The organism is Microbacterium sp. A8/3-1, assembly GCF_040267695.1.
Classification (GTDB): domain Bacteria; phylum Actinomycetota; class Actinomycetes; order Actinomycetales; family Microbacteriaceae; genus Microbacterium; species Microbacterium luteolum.
The window spans coordinates 764919-778720 of record NZ_CP158357.1; the positions used below are offsets into that span (position 1 = coordinate 764919).

General features: G+C 69.3%; 13 protein-coding genes. All 13 read left to right on the forward strand.

Annotation, left to right across the window (positions count from 1 at the left end):
• Nucleotides 1-30: 30 nt before the first annotated feature.
• Nucleotides 31-651, forward strand: a complete 621-nt coding sequence (gene rpe / locus ABS642_RS03810; protein WP_350353392.1) for a ribulose-phosphate 3-epimerase — start codon at nucleotides 31-33, stop codon at nucleotides 649-651.
• Nucleotides 648-911, forward strand: coding sequence for a phosphoribosyl-ATP diphosphatase (locus ABS642_RS03815; RefSeq protein ID WP_350352308.1), 264 nt, complete (start codon nucleotides 648-650; stop codon nucleotides 909-911). The genes rpe and ABS642_RS03815 overlap by 4 nt, the downstream gene beginning before the upstream one ends.
• Before the next feature lie 38 nt (nucleotides 912-949).
• The gene (gene hisG, locus ABS642_RS03820) at nucleotides 950-1792 is read left to right on the forward strand and encodes an ATP phosphoribosyltransferase (protein ID WP_350352309.1); all 843 of its coding nucleotides are present in this window, start codon (nucleotides 950-952) and stop codon (nucleotides 1790-1792) included.
• On the forward strand, nucleotides 1792-2553 hold the full coding sequence (gene hisF, locus ABS642_RS03825) for an imidazole glycerol phosphate synthase subunit HisF (RefSeq protein WP_282217132.1): 762 nt from the start codon (nucleotides 1792-1794) through the stop codon (nucleotides 2551-2553). Before hisG ends, hisF begins: the two co-directional genes overlap by 1 nt.
• The gene (hisI, locus tag ABS642_RS03830) at nucleotides 2550-2909 is read left to right on the forward strand and encodes a phosphoribosyl-AMP cyclohydrolase (RefSeq protein WP_350352310.1); all 360 of its coding nucleotides are present in this window, start codon (nucleotides 2550-2552) and stop codon (nucleotides 2907-2909) included. Before hisF ends, hisI begins: the two co-directional genes overlap by 4 nt.
• The gene (locus ABS642_RS03835) at nucleotides 2906-3493 is read left to right on the forward strand and encodes a Trp biosynthesis-associated membrane protein (protein ID WP_350352311.1); all 588 of its coding nucleotides are present in this window, start codon (nucleotides 2906-2908) and stop codon (nucleotides 3491-3493) included. The genes hisI and ABS642_RS03835 overlap by 4 nt, the downstream gene beginning before the upstream one ends.
• Before the next feature lie 47 nt (nucleotides 3494-3540).
• On the forward strand, nucleotides 3541-3771 hold the full coding sequence (locus tag ABS642_RS03840; protein WP_282217135.1) for an HGxxPAAW family protein: 231 nt from the start codon (nucleotides 3541-3543) through the stop codon (nucleotides 3769-3771).
• Entirely contained in the window at nucleotides 3771-4547 is a 777-nt protein-coding gene (trpC, locus tag ABS642_RS03845; RefSeq protein WP_350352312.1) for an indole-3-glycerol phosphate synthase TrpC, read from the forward strand. The genes ABS642_RS03840 and trpC overlap by 1 nt, the downstream gene beginning before the upstream one ends.
• A complete protein-coding gene (gene trpB / locus ABS642_RS03850) occupies nucleotides 4544-5812 on the forward strand; it encodes a tryptophan synthase subunit beta (RefSeq protein WP_350352313.1) in 1269 nt (422 codons plus the stop codon). The genes trpC and trpB overlap by 4 nt, the downstream gene beginning before the upstream one ends.
• Nucleotides 5809-6612 carry a tryptophan synthase subunit alpha gene (gene trpA / locus ABS642_RS03855; protein ID WP_350352314.1) on the forward strand — a complete coding sequence of 268 codons (804 nt, stop codon included), beginning with the start codon at nucleotides 5809-5811 and terminating at the stop codon, nucleotides 6610-6612. Before trpB ends, trpA begins: the two co-directional genes overlap by 4 nt.
• 10 nt (nucleotides 6613-6622) lie before the next feature.
• Nucleotides 6623-7648, forward strand: coding sequence for a prolipoprotein diacylglyceryl transferase (lgt, locus tag ABS642_RS03860; RefSeq protein WP_350352315.1), 1026 nt, complete (start codon nucleotides 6623-6625; stop codon nucleotides 7646-7648).
• 82 nt (nucleotides 7649-7730) lie between these two features.
• A complete protein-coding gene (gene gltB, locus ABS642_RS03865) occupies nucleotides 7731-12311 on the forward strand; it encodes a glutamate synthase large subunit (protein ID WP_350352316.1) in 4581 nt (1526 codons plus the stop codon).
• On the forward strand, nucleotides 12304-13770 hold the full coding sequence (locus tag ABS642_RS03870; protein ID WP_282217141.1) for a glutamate synthase subunit beta: 1467 nt from the start codon (nucleotides 12304-12306) through the stop codon (nucleotides 13768-13770). The genes gltB and ABS642_RS03870 overlap by 8 nt, the downstream gene beginning before the upstream one ends.
• The last annotated feature ends 32 nt before the right edge of the window (nucleotides 13771-13802 follow it).

Here is a 13802-nt window from a genome sequence, read left to right on the forward strand (position 1 = left end):
CCCAGCATCCTGGCCGCCGATTTCGTGAACATGCAGGCCGATCTCGCCAAGATCGCGACGGCCGACTTCGCGCACGTCGACGTGATGGACAACCACTTCGTCCCGAACCTCACGTTCGGACCGCAGATGGTGGAGCGCATCCAGGCGACCAGCCCCATCCCGCTCGACGTGCACCTCATGATCACCGACCCGGACCGCTGGGCTCCGGGCTATGCGGAGCTCGGCGCGGCCAGCGTGACGTTCCACCTCGAGGCGGCCGCGGATCCGATCGCTCTCGCCCGCCGGCTGCGCGACATCGGCGCACGGGCCGGCATCGCCATCAAGCCGGACACCCCCGCGGAGCCCCTCTACTCGGTCCTCGAGGAGTTCGATCAGATCCTCGTCATGACCGTGGAGCCGGGATTCGGCGGGCAGGGTTTCATGCCCGAGACGATGCCGAAGCTGCGGGCACTCGCCGACGAGGCGCACCGGCGCGGATCGCAGGTGTGGCTGCAGGTCGACGGGGGCATCTCGGACAGCACGATCGAGATCGCCGCCGCCGCCGGTGCGAACACCTTCGTCGCGGGTTCGGCGGTCTTTGGAGCCGACGACATCGAGGCGGCCGTCACTCGGCTCAGGGACCGCGCGCGAGCCGGTAGCCTGGAGGGGTGAAGACTTTCGACGAGCTGTTCGCCGAGCTCAGCGTCAAGGCCGAGACCCGACCAGAGGGATCCGGCACCGTCGCCGAGCTGGATGCCGGCGTGCACACGATCGGCAAGAAGATCGTCGAAGAGGCCGCCGAGGTCTGGATGGCGTCGGAGTACGAGTCCGACGAGGATGCCGCCGAGGAGATCTCCCAGCTGCTGTACCACCTGCAGGTCATGATGATCGCGAAAGGTCTCAGCCTGCAGGACGTCTACCGACATCTGTGATGCGCTCCGTTCCTCTCCTCTCGAACTGAAGGCCATCCATGCTGCGCATCGCTGTTCCGAACAAGGGCTCGCTCTCCGAGACCGCCGCCGACATGCTCGCGGAGGCCGGCTACGCCGGTAGACGCGACCCGAAGACCCTGCACGTCATCGACGCCGAGAACGACGTCGAGTTCTTCTTCCTCCGCCCGAAGGACATCGCCACGTACGTCGGCTCCGGAGCCATCGATGTGGGCATCACCGGACGCGACCTCCTGCTGGACGCGCGGATGCCGGGCGCGCGGGAGATCGAGGCGCTCGGCTTCGCCGGCTCCACGTTCCGCTTCGCCGCGCCCTCCGGCCGCTACAGCGATGTCTCGGAGCTCGACGGTCTGCGCATCGCGACCTCGTACCCCGGGCTCGTCGACGCCTTCCTCGATGAGCGGGGCATCGCCGTCGACCTCGTCCCCCTGGACGGTGCGGTGGAGTCCGCCGTGCGCCTCGGCGTCGCGGATGCGGTCGCCGACGTGGTCGAGACCGGCACGACGCTCCGGCAGGCGGGGCTCGACGTGTTCGGCCCCGTGATCCTGGAGTCCGAGGCGGTCCTCATCGCCGGTCCGGTCGATGCCGACGGCTCCGAGACGCTCCTCCGGCGCCTGCGGGGCGTCATGGTCGCGCGTCGCTTCGTCATGATCGACTACGACCTGCCCGTCACGCTGCTCGACGACGCGGTCAAGATCGCCGGCGGTGTCGAATCCCCGACCGTCTCGCCGCTGCGCGACCCCGAGTGGGTGGCCGTACGGGTCATGGTCGCGCGGACGCGCGTCAACCACGTGATGGACGAGCTGTACGCGCTCGGTGCGCGTGCCATCCTCGTCACCGCCATCCACAACGCGAGGCTCTGATGGCTCTCGCCAGCCGCGTCATCCCGTGTCTGGACGTCGCCGACGGCCGCGTCGTCAAGGGCGTCAACTTCGAGAACCTGCGCGACATGGGCGACCCGGTCGAGCTCGCCCGGCACTATGCCGCGCAGGGCGCAGACGAGATCACCTTCCTCGACGTCACCGCCACGGTCGATGCCCGTGCGACGACCTATGACGTGGTGCAGCGCACGGCCGAGCAGGTCTTCGTCCCGCTCACCGTCGGCGGGGGAGTGCGCAGCGTCGACGACGTGGCACGACTGCTCGCGGTCGGTGCGGACAAGGTCGGCGTGAACTCGGCGGCCATCGCGCGTCCGGAGCTCATCGGCGAGATCGCCGACCGCTTCGGCGCCCAGGTGCTGGTCCTCTCGCTCGACGTGAAGCGCGCGGACACGACGCCGTCGGGATTCGTGGTGACCACGCACGGCGGCCGCACGCAGACGACGCTCGATGCGCTCGCCTGGGCCCGCGAGGCCACGGAGCGCGGCGCCGGAGAGCTCCTCGTCAACTCGATCGACGCCGACGGCACCAAGGACGGCTTCGATCTCGAACTCGTGCGTCTCATGCGCGAGGTGGCGGACGTGCCGGTGATCGCCTCCGGCGGCGCCGGCAAGGCCGCGGACTTCGCGCCCGCCATCAAGGCCGGAGCGGATGCCGTGCTCGCCGCGAGCGTGTTCCACACCGGCGCGCTGACGGTCGGCGACGTCAAGGACGCGCTGCGCGCGGAAGGAGTGCTGGTCCGATGAGTTCGGTCGAGGAGCGCATCGCGCAGGTCGTCTTCAACGCCGACGGCCTGGCGCCGGTGATCGTGCAGCAGTGGGACACCCACGAAGTGCTGATGCTCGCCTGGGTCGATGCCGAGGCGCTGCGCCGCACCCTCACGTCGGGACGCGCGACGTACTGGTCGCGCTCCCGGCAGGAGTACTGGCGCAAGGGCGACACCTCGGGCAACATCCAGGTCGTGCGCGAGGCGCGCCTCGACTGCGACGGCGACGCGATCCTCCTCGAGGTCGCGCAGACCGGCCCCGCGTGCCACACCGGCACCCGCACCTGCTTCGACACCACCGATCTCGAGGCGACCGTGGGAGCGGGGGAGTCGTGACCTTCGCCCAGCGGGGTCGTTCGATCTCGGTTTCCGGCTTCCTCCTCGCCGGCGCGATCGGCATCATCTCGTCGACGCAGACGTGGCTGACGGTCGAGCGCGCGGATGCGGGGGAGGCGATCCTGGTACCAGGCGCATCGGCCCTCGTCCTGCTCGCACCGCTGAGTCTGGCGGTGCTGGCCCTCGGCGCCGCACTCTCCATCGCGGCCCGTGTGCTGCGGGTCATCTTCGCCGTGCTGGCCGGGGCGGCATCCGTCTTCCTCATCTGGTCCACGCTGCAGCTGCTCGCCGCCCCCGTCGACGCGGTGGGCCCCTCCGTGACCGATGCCACCGGTCTGGCCGGCGGCGGCGCCCTGGGCGACGTCGTGCAGGCGGTCGCGCCGACCGCCTGGCCGATCATCGCGCTGGTCGGCTGGGTCATCCTTCTCGCGGCATCCGTCGTCGTCCTCGTGACGTGGCGTGGATGGAAGGCCGGTGGCCGCCGCTACCGCACGGATGCCGCCGACGCGGCTCCGCACGACGGTCCCGTTGACGCGGTCGATTCCTGGGACGAGCTGTCCCGCGGAACCGACCCGACGCGGTGACCCCGATAGACTGAACACGCCCCGCACGTCGTCCCCCGGAGGAGAACATGACCAACCCGATCGCCGACCCCGGCCACGGACACTCGCCTGCGGCCTGGACCGCCGTCGTGATCATGCTCGTCGGCTTCACCGCCGGCACCGTCGCGTTCTGCTTCGAGCAGCCGACCCTCGTCTGGATCTCCTCGGCTCTCATCCCGATCGGTGCGATCGTGGGCTGGGCGCTGGCCAAGGCCGGCTACGGCGTGAAGGGCCCCAAGTACTCGCCGAAGGCGCACTAGTGGTCCTCGCCGACCTGACGGCCGGCGCTGTCGCAGACGCCGAGCGTCGCTCGCTCACGCGTCCCCTCGACGTCGTCGAACGGGAGGCGCTCGCCCGACCCGCGGCGAAGGATGCCCTGTTGTTCCTGGCTCCCGCCGATCAGGTGAAGATCATCGCCGAGGTCAAGAGGGCCAGCCCGTCGCGCGGCGCCCTCGCCGACATCCCCGACCCCGCCCTCCAGGCTTCGCTCTATGAGACAGGGGGAGCCTCCGCGATCAGCGTGCTCACCGAGGAGCGCCGTTTCGGCGGCAGCCTCGCCGACCTCGAAGCCGTCACATCCCGCGTGTCCCTGCCGGTGCTCCGCAAGGACTTCATCGCGAACCGCTACCAGGTCCTCGAGGCCCGGGCGGCGGGAGCCGACCTCGTCCTCCTGATCGTCGCCGGACTCGAGCCCGCCGTGCTGCAGGATCTGTTCGGATTCATCACCGAGCTCGGCATGACACCGCTCGTCGAGACGCACTCGGCCGATGAGCTCGAGGCGGCGATCGATCTCGGCTCACCGCTGATCGGCGTGAACGCGCGCGATCTGAAGACCCTCGAACTCGACCGCGATCTGTTCGGCCGCCTGGTCGATCGCATCCCGGACACCGCGGTGAAGATCGCCGAATCCGCCGTCCTGACTCCCGCCGACGTGGTGCATTACCGCTCCGCCGGCGCGGATGTCGTCCTCATCGGCGAGGCGCTCGTCACGGGCGACCCCGTCGCCACCCTCAAGAGCTTCCTGGAGGCATCATGAGTCTGCGCGACCAGCACGGACCCTACTTCGGAGAGTTCGGCGGGCGATACATGCCCGAGTCGCTGATCGCCGCGATCGACGAGCTCACGGTGGCCTACGAGGCTGCGGTGGCGGATCCGGAGTTCCGCGCCGAGCTCGCCCAGCTCCTGAGCTCGTACGCCGGTCGCCCCTCGGCGATCACGGAGGTTCCGCGGTTCGCTGAGCACGCCGGCGGTGCGCGGATCTTCCTGAAGCGCGAGGACCTCAACCACACCGGGTCCCACAAGATCAACAACGTCCTCGGACAGGCGCTGCTCACCAAGCGCCTCGGCAAGACCCGCGTGATCGCCGAGACCGGTGCCGGTCAGCACGGCGTCGCCACGGCGACCGCTGCCGCACTGTTCGGGCTGGACTGCACGATCTACATGGGCGAGGTCGACACCGAGCGCCAGGCGCTCAACGTGGCGCGGATGCGCCTGCTCGGCGCCGAGGTCGTCGCGGTCACCTCCGGCTCCCGCACCCTCAAGGACGCGATCAACGACGCGTACCGCGACTGGGTGGCATCCGTCGAGACGACCAACTACATCTTCGGCACCGCCGCAGGCCCGCACCCGTTCCCGGCGATGGTCCGCGACTTCCAGAAGATCATCGGCGAGGAGGCCAGGGCGCAGCTCCTCGACGAGGTCGGTCGGCTCCCCGACGCGGTCTTCGCCTGCGTCGGGGGCGGGTCGAACGCGATCGGCATGTTCGACGCGTTCCTGGACGACGAGGGCGTGAAGCTCTACGGTGTGGAGGCCGCCGGAGACGGTGTCGACACCGACCGCCACGCCGCCTCCATCGAACGCGGACGCCCCGGCGTGCTCCACGGAGCGAAGACCTACGTGCTGCAGAACGGCGACGGCCAGACGATCGAGTCGCACTCGATCTCCGCGGGCCTCGACTACCCCGGCGTCGGTCCCGAGCACTCCTGGTTGGCCGACATCGGCCGTGCGGAGTACATCCCGGCCACCGACGACGAGGCGATGCAGGCGCTGCGCCTGCTCAGCCGCACCGAGGGCATCATCCCGGCGATCGAGTCGGCGCACGCCCTCGCCGGTGCGCTGCGCGTCGGCCGCGAGCTCGGGCCGGATGCGATCATCGCCATCTGCCTGTCCGGGCGCGGCGACAAGGACATGGACACGGCGGCGCGCTATTTCGAGCTGTACGACGAAGCGGCCCTGGCGCACGACGTCGCAGAGGAGAGCGCCGCCGAGAAGGCGGCCTCGAAGGGGGAACCGGAACTGTGAGCCGCGTGGAACAGGCGATCGCCGCCGCACACGCCGACGGACGCAGCGCCTTCATCGGCTACCTCCCCGTCGGCTTCCCCGACCTCGAGACGAGCATCCAGGCAGCCATCGCGCTCGCGGAGAACGGTGTCGACATCATCGAGCTCGGCCCGCCGTACAGCGATCCGGTGATGGACGGCGCGGTCATCCAGGAGGCGACGACCCAGGCGCTGGCCGCCGGTTTCACGACGGCCGATCTGTTCACGGCCGTGCGCGCCATCACGGCCGCCACCGACGCGCCGGTGCTCGTGATGACCTACTGGAACCCGGTTCTGCAGTACGGCATCGACCGCTACGCGGACGACCTGCTCGCGGCCGGCGGCGCCGGGCTCATCACGCCCGACATCACGCCGGACGTCGCAGGGGAGTGGATCGCCGCGAGCCAGCGCACCGGACTCGACCGCGTCTTCCTGGCTGCACCCACCTCCACGGACGAGCGCCTCGATCTCGTCGTGAAGTCGTCCACCGGCTTCGTGTACACCGTCTCGACCATGGGGATCACCGGAGAGCGCACCGAGCTCGACCGGGCCGCGCGCACGCTCGTCGCGCGCCTGCGCGATCACGGAGCCGCCCGCGCCTGCGTCGGCATCGGCATCTCCACCGCTGAGCAGATCGCCGGCGTCTCGGAGTACGCCGACGGCGCGATCGTCGGCACCGCGCTGGTCCGCGCGCTGCGCGACGGCGGCATCCCGGCTCTCGCCGAGGTCACCCGAAACCTGGCATCCGGCACGTCGTCGGCACGCCCCGATCACGAGAACTAGAATCGCACTCATGTCCCTCGCGCTCCACAGCACCTTCAACGGCGTGCTCGCCAGCATCCCGAGCCCTCCTGTGTCGTACTTCGACCTGGGGCCGGTTCGGATCCACTTCTACGCCCTGTGCATCATCGCCGGCATCATCGCGGCCGCGCTGATCACCAACCACCGCCTGACCAAGCGCGGTGCGGAGCCGTGGGTCGTGATCGACATCTCGATCCTCGCGGTCCCGATCGCGATCATCGGCGCGCGCATCTTCCACGTGCTGACCCACCCGAACTTCTACTTCGGCGAGGGCAAGAACACCTGGAACCCGTTCGAGCCGGGTTCGGTCTGGGCGATCTGGGAGGGTGGCATCGCCATCTTCGGAGCGCTCATCGGCGGCGCGATCGGCGCCTACCTCGGATGCCGGTGGACCGGCATCCGCTTCTGGACCTTCGCCGACGCCCTCGCGCCCGGCCTCCTGCTCGCGCAGGCCATGGGTCGCTTCGGCAACTGGTTCAACCACGAGCTCTTCGGCCTCCCGACCGACCTGCCCTGGGGACTCGAGATCGAGTCGACGAACTCCGCCTTCCCTCCCGGCCTTCCCGAGGGCACGCTGTTCCACCCCACGTTCCTGTACGAGGTGCTCTGGAACGGTCTGGGCGTCCTCGTGCTGCTGTGGCTCGGCCGCAAGCTCTTCTTCCAGTGGGGCCGCCTGTTCGCGATCTACCTCATCTGGTACAGCGCAGGACGCGTCGTCTGGGAGTCGATCCGCATCGACCCGAGCGAGATCATCCTCGGTCTGCGCAGCAACGTCTGGGCCGCGATCCTCGGCATCGTCGTGGGTCTCGCGATCCTGATCGTGCAGTCGCGCCGCCACCCCGGCCTCGAGCCGTCGCCCTACCAGCCGGGCCGCGGCCGGAGTGACGAAGGCGCTGATGTAGAATCGCAGGACAATCCCTCTGACTTCGTGGACCTGAGCGAGCCTCCGGCCGAAGAAGTCACCGCAGGAGCCAGCGCCACAAGCGTCGCTCCCACGGACACGGACGGCTCTCGATAGCCTCCTCTTCCGTGAGGAACCCCACGCATCCACCCGGCCAATGACGTCCCCGGGTCACCTGAAGATCTGAGGACGGTACCGCATGGCATCGAGCGACCTCCGCGCACCCGTCGGGCTGCACTACCCGGCCAAGCAGGGCATGTACAACCCGGCGTTCGAGAAGGACGCCTGCGGCCTCGCCATGGTGGCGACGCTGCGTGGCACGGCAGGACACGACATCATCGCGCTCGCGCTCCAGGCGCTGCGCAACCTGGAGCACCGCGGCGCGATCGGGTCGGATGCCGGCACCGGCGACGGAGCGGGCATCCTCACGCAGATGCCCGACGCATTCCTGCGCGCGGTGGCGGGCTTCGAGCTGCCGCCGGTGGGGGAGTACGCCGCAGGGCTCGCCTTCCTGCCGCGCGATTCGAGCGAGCGTCGCCAGCAGAAGGCCGGGATCGAGAAGATCGCCCGCGCCGAGGGACTGCGCGTGCTCGGCTGGCGCGAGGTGCCGACCGCCAACGACAACCTCGGCAAGCTCGCCGACGAGGCGCGCCCGGCTTTCGAGCAGCTGTTCGTCAGCGCCGGCGGAGCCACCCATGCGCAGGCCCCGCTCACGGGCATCGCGCTCGACCGCGTCGCCTACCGACTGCGCAAGCGCGCGGGTCACGAGCTCGGCGCCTACTTCGTCTCGCTCTCGAGCCGCACGCTCGGCTACAAGGGCATGGTCACGACGCTCCAGCTCGAGCCGTTCTACCCCGATCTCCAGGACGAGCGCTTCGCCTCCGAGCTGGCCGTCGTGCACTCGCGGTACTCGACGAACACCTTCCCGTCGTGGCCTCTCGCGCAGCCCCTGCGGATGCTCGCCCACAACGGCGAGATCAACACGGTCGGCGGAAACCGCAACTGGATGCGCGCGCGTCAGTCGCAGCTCGAGTCCGAACTGCTCGGCGACGTCGCGCCGCTGCTGCCCATCTGCACCGACGGCGCCAGTGACTCGGCCTCGTTCGACGAGGTGCTCGAGCTGCTGACGCTGACGGGCCGCAGCCTTCCGCACGCCATCATGATGATGGTGCCGGAGGCCTACGAGAAGCAGTCGGACATCACGCCTGAGCTCCGCTCCTTCTACGAGTACCACTCGAACCAGATGGAGCCGTGGGACGGACCCGCCGCGCTCATCTTCACCGACGGGACGCTCGTCGGCGCCACCCTCGACCGCAACGGCCTGCGCCCCGGTCGCTGGACCGAGACCACCGACGGCCTCGTCGTGATCGGCTCGGAGACCGGTGTGCTGACGTTCGAGCCGGAGCACATCAAGCGCCGCGGCCGCCTGCAGCCCGGCAAGATGTTCCTCGTCGACACCGCCCAGCGGCGCATCGTCGAGGACCAGGAGATCAAGCGCGAGCTCTCCACGATGCACCCGTGGCAGGACTGGCTGGACGCCGGAGCCGTTCGACTCGCGGATCTTCCGGAGCGCGAGCACATCGTGCACCCGCCGGCCTCGATCACCCGCCGTCAGCGCACGTTCGGGTACACCGAGGAGGAGGTGCGCATCCTGCTGACCCCGATGGGCCAGACCGGTGTCGAGCCCCTCGGCGCGATGGGATCGGACACCCCGATCGCCGTGCTCAGCAAGCGTCCGCGCCTGCTCTTCGACTACTTCACGCAGCAGTTCGCGCAGGTGACCAACCCGCCGCTGGACTCGATCCGCGAAGAGGTCGTCACGAGCCTCAAGCTCGGTCTCGGTCCGGAGAGCAACCTTCTCTCGTGGGGTCCGGAGCACACCCGCACCGTGTCGCTCGACTTCCCCGTGATCGACAACGACGAGCTCGCGAAGATCCGCCACATCGACAAGGCCCTGCCGGACCGATCGAGCGTGACCGTGCGCGGTCTGTACCACTTCGACTCGGGGCCCGACTCGCTCGCCGAGCGTCTCACCGAGATGTGCGCGGAGGTGGACGAGGCGATCGAGAACGGCGCCGAGTTCATCATCCTGTCCGACCGCGACTCGAACAAGGATCTGACGCCGATCCCCTCGCTGCTCATGGTCTCGGCGATCCACCACCACCTGATCCGCCGTGAGAACCGCATGAAGGTCGGTCTCATCGTCGAAGCGGGCGACGTGCGCGAGGTGCACCACGTCGCGACGCTCATCGGCTACGGCGCCTCGGCGATCAACCCGTACCTGGCGATGGAGACGGTCGAGCACCTGGTGCGCACCGGCTACATCACCGGTATCACGCCGGAGAAGGCCGTCAAGAACCTGATCTACGCGCTCGGCAAGGGCGTGCTGAAGATCATGTCGAAGATGGGCATCTCCACGGTGTCCTCCTACGCCGGCGCCCAGGTCTTCGAGGCCGTGGGCCTCAGCCAGGAGTTCATCGACGCCTACTTCACCCGGACCGAGTCCAAGCTCGGCGGGATCGGCATCGAGGAGATCTTCGCCGAGAACCAGGCGCGCCACGACTACGCCTACCCGGAGGATGCTGCGGCCCGTGCGCACGAGCGCCTGTGGACCGGCGGCGAGTACCAGTGGCGTCGCGACGGCTCTCCGCACCTGTTCAACCCGGAGACGGTCTTCAAGCTGCAGCACTCCACGCGGACGCGTCGCTACGACATCTTCCGCGAGTACACGAAGCTCGTCGACGACCAGGCTGCGGAGCTCAAGACGCTGCGCGGACTCTTCAGCCTGCGTACCGGCACCCGCAAGCCCGTCCCGCTGGACGAGATCGAGCCGGTGTCCGCGATCGTCAAGCGCTTCTCGACGGGAGCGATGAGCTACGGCTCGATCTCCCGCGAGGCGCACGAGACCCTCGCGATCGCCATGAACCGCATCGGCGGCAAGTCGAACACCGGTGAGGGCGGGGAAGACCCCGACCGCCTTGTCGACCCTGAGCGTCGCAGCGCGATCAAGCAGGTCGCGTCCGGCCGCTTCGGCGTCACGAGCCTCTACCTCACCGAGTCGGACGACATCCAGATCAAGCTCGCGCAGGGTGCCAAGCCCGGCGAGGGCGGCCAGCTGCCGCCGACCAAGGTGTACCCGTGGGTGGCGCGCACGCGTCACGCGACCGCCGGCGTGGGGCTCATCTCGCCGCCGCCGCACCACGACATCTACTCGATCGAGGACCTCAAGCAGCTCATCTTCGACCTGAAGAGGGCGAACCCCGAGGCGCGCATCCACACCAAGCTCGTGAGCCAGTCGGGCATCGGCGCGGTCTCTGCCGGTGTGGCGAAGGCGCTCAGCGATGTGATCCTGGTCTCCGGGCATGACGGTGGCACGGGCGCGAGTCCGCTGAACTCGCTCAAGCACGCGGGAACGCCGTGGGAGCTCGGCCTGGCCGAGACGCAGCAGACCCTCATGCTCAACGGCATGCGCGACCGTGTGGTCGTGCAGGTCGACGGTCAGCTCAAGACCGGCCGTGACGTGATCATCGGCGCCCTGCTCGGCGCGGAGGAGTTCGGCTTCGCCACGGCCCCGCTCGTGGTGAGCGGCTGCATCATGATGCGTGTCTGCCACCTCGACACGTGCCCGGTCGGCGTCGCGACGCAGAACCCCGCTCTGCGCGAGCGGTTCACGGGCAAGCCGGAGTTCGTCGTCAACTTCATGGAGTTCATCGCCGAGGAGGTGCGCGAGCTCCTGTCCGAGCTCGGATACCGCTCGATCGACGAGATCGTCGGCCGTGCCGACCTCATCGAGATGAATGCCGCGGTCGACCACTGGAAGGCCGAGGGCCTGGATCTCAGCCCGGTGCTCGACGGCCCCGTGTTCCCGGCCGGCGAGCCGCGTCGCAGCGGTCGCGCGCAGGACCACGAGCTCGAGAAGCACTTCGACGTGCAGCTGATCGACATCGCGAAGGGCGCGCTCCTCAACGGCGAGCCGGTCGTCGTCGAGCTCCCGATCGCGAACACCGAGCGGGCGGTCGGCACGATGCTCGGCCACCAGGTCACGTCGCGGCACGGCGCCGCGGGGCTCCCGAAGGAGACCATCGACGTCACCCTGCACGGAACCGCAGGGCAGTCGCTCGGCGCGTTCCTGCCGCCGGGGATCGTGCTGCGGCTGGAGGGCGACGCCAACGACTACGTGGGCAAGGGCCTGTCGGGCGGCGACATCACGATCCGTCCGCCGCGCGGCTCCTCGATCGCGCCGCACGAGAACGTCATCGCCGGCAACGTCATCGGCTACGGTGCGACCTCCGGCACGATGTTCATCTCGGGTGTCGTGGGGGAGCGGTTCCTCGTCCGCAACTCGGGCGCCACCGCCGTCGTGGAGGGCGTGGGAGACCACGCGCTCGAGTACATGACCGGCGGACTCGCCGTGATCCTCGGCAGCACCGGCCGCAACTTCGGCGCCGGAATGTCCGGCGGCGTCGCTTACGTGCACGCGCTCGACACCGGCAAGGTGAACGCGCAGTCCCTCGGCAGCGGAGAGCTCCTGCTCGAGCAGCTGGACCGCGCCGACCTCGAGGTGCTGCGCAGCCTGCTCACGTCTCATGTGGAGCGCACCGCGTCGCCGCGGGCATCCGCTCTCCTGGAGCGCTTCGACGAGACGGCGGCCGAGTTCGTCAAGGTTCTTCCCCGTGACTTCGCCGCCGTGCGGAGCATGCGCGAAGAAGCATTGGCCGAGGGGATCGACCCCGACGGCGACATCGTGTGGAACCGCATCCTGGAGGTGACCGGTGGCTGATCCCAAAGGCTTCATGAAGGTGACCGAGCGGGAACTCCCCGCACGACGTCCCGTGCCCGTGCGCATCATGGACTGGAAAGAGGTCTATGAGCGCGGCGACAAGGCCGTGCTGCAGCGCCAGGCCGGCCGCTGCATGGACTGCGGTGTGCCGTTCTGCCACTCCGGCTGCCCCCTCGGCAACCTCATCCCCGAGTGGAACGACCTCACGTGGCGCGGCGAGGGCCGTGCGGCCATCGAGCGCCTGCACGCCACCAACAACTTCCCGGAGTTCACCGGACGGCTGTGCCCGGCACCGTGCGAGAGCTCGTGCGTGCTCGGCATCAACCAGCCCGCGGTCACGATCAAGCAGATCGAGGTCTCGATCATCGACGAGGCCTTCGCGAAGGGCTGGGTCGAGCCCGAGCCGCCCGAGCGCCTCACCGGCAAGACGGTCGCCGTCGTCGGATCCGGCCCCGCCGGCCTCGCCGCCGCGCAGCAGCTGACACGCGCCGGACACACGGTCGCGGTGTTCGAGCGCGATGACCGGATCGGCGGACTGCTCCGCTACGGCATCCCCGACTTCAAGATGGAGAAGGGACAGCTGGAGACGCGTCTTCGCCAGATGCAGGAAGAGGGCACCCGCTTCCGTGCGGGTGTCGAGATCGGCAAGGACATCTCCTGGGCCGACCTGCGCGCACGCTACGACGCGGTCGTCATCGCGACCGGCGCGACGGTGCCGCGCGACCTCCCGATCCCCGGGCGCGACCTCGACGGCGTGCACTTCGCCATGGAGTACCTGGTCGAGTCGAACCACGCGGTCGCCGGTGACAAGGTCACCAATCAGATCACTGCTGAGGGCAAGCACGTCATCGTGATCGGCGGCGGTGACACCGGCGCCGACTGCATCGGCACCGCACACCGACAGGGCGCGCTGAGCGTGACCAACCTCGCCATCGGCAAGCAGCCCGGCACCGAGCGTCCCGACCACCAGCCGTGGCCGATGATGCCGACCGTGTTCGAGATCGCGTCCGCGCACGAGGAGGGCGGCGAGCGGATGTTCCTCGCCTCCACCGTCGAGTTCCTCGCGAACGAGGTCGGCGAGGTGCGCGCACTCCGCGTCGCCGAGACCGAGTACATCGACGGCCGTCGCGTTCCCAAGAGCGGCACCGAGCGCGAGATCCCCGCGGACCTCGTGCTGATCGCGATGGGCTTCACCGGTCCGGAGCAGGACGGCTACACCGAGGAGACCCTCCCGCAGGTGACCGACCGCGGTGCGTTCCGTCGCGACACCACCTACGAGTCCACGGTCTCCGGTGTCTTCGTCGCCGGAGATGCCGGACGCGGGCAGTCCCTCATCGTCTGGGCCATCGCCGAGGGCCGCGCGGCTGCGGCCAACGTCGATCGGTTCCTGATGGGCACCACGGTGCTTCCCGAGCCGGTGCGACCGCATGATGTCGCGATCGGACTCCAGCCCGCGTAGGCTGAGCCGCGGCACCGTCGCCTGATTCACCT